Genomic DNA, 650 nt, shown 5'->3' with positions numbered 1-650 from the left:
AAGTTGTTCATGAACATTTTCAGCCTTTATTTCCTCCAGGTACTGCTTCCTGAGCTGATAATCCACCGGCCTGCGGTTATCGGGATCTACATAACTCAGATCCCACAATTCTGTTCCCTGATAGACATCGGGGATGCCGGGTGCGGTGATCTTCAGCAGCGACTGGGAAAGGGATTTTATAGCCCCGTATGCGGCTATTTTTCTGTGGAATTTTCCGAAGGAGTCAAGAAATTCATCCTTTTTGACCAGCTTCTTCAAAAAATCATAAACCTGTTCTTCATAATTTTCATCGGGTTGTGCCCAGGAAGAATTCACCTTTGCCTCCCTCAGAACCTTTTGAAGATAAGCCGTGGATCTTTCCAAAAATTCTTCCCCCGGTTCTCCGCTAAATGGCCAGGCTCCAATAAGCATTTGATATATAAAATACTCCTCATTGGCATCGGGGATATTTTTTTCTTTCCGAAGATTTTCCCCGGTCTTCTTCCACTGTCCTATATTCTCAAACCACTCCTCGCCTATCTCACTTAGCACATCGATCCTCATTCGGGAATCTTCCCCACGTTTCGTATCGTGAGTAGCCGTCGCATTTATAGAAAGCGGAAAATCCTCTCTGCGCAACTGCATCCTCTTGTGAAAACCTTCTACAGTAA

1 protein-coding gene is annotated in these 650 nt (G+C 44.8%); it reads right to left on the bottom strand.

Features of this window, described 5'->3' with window-relative positions; genetic code table 11:
• On the bottom strand, positions 1–650 hold a 650-nt coding region (locus HC175_RS16150; protein WP_209310025.1), incomplete at both ends, for a malto-oligosyltrehalose synthase.

This window comes from Salinimicrobium oceani (genome assembly GCF_012037645.1).
This window is presented reverse-complemented; position numbering and strand designations above follow the sequence as displayed.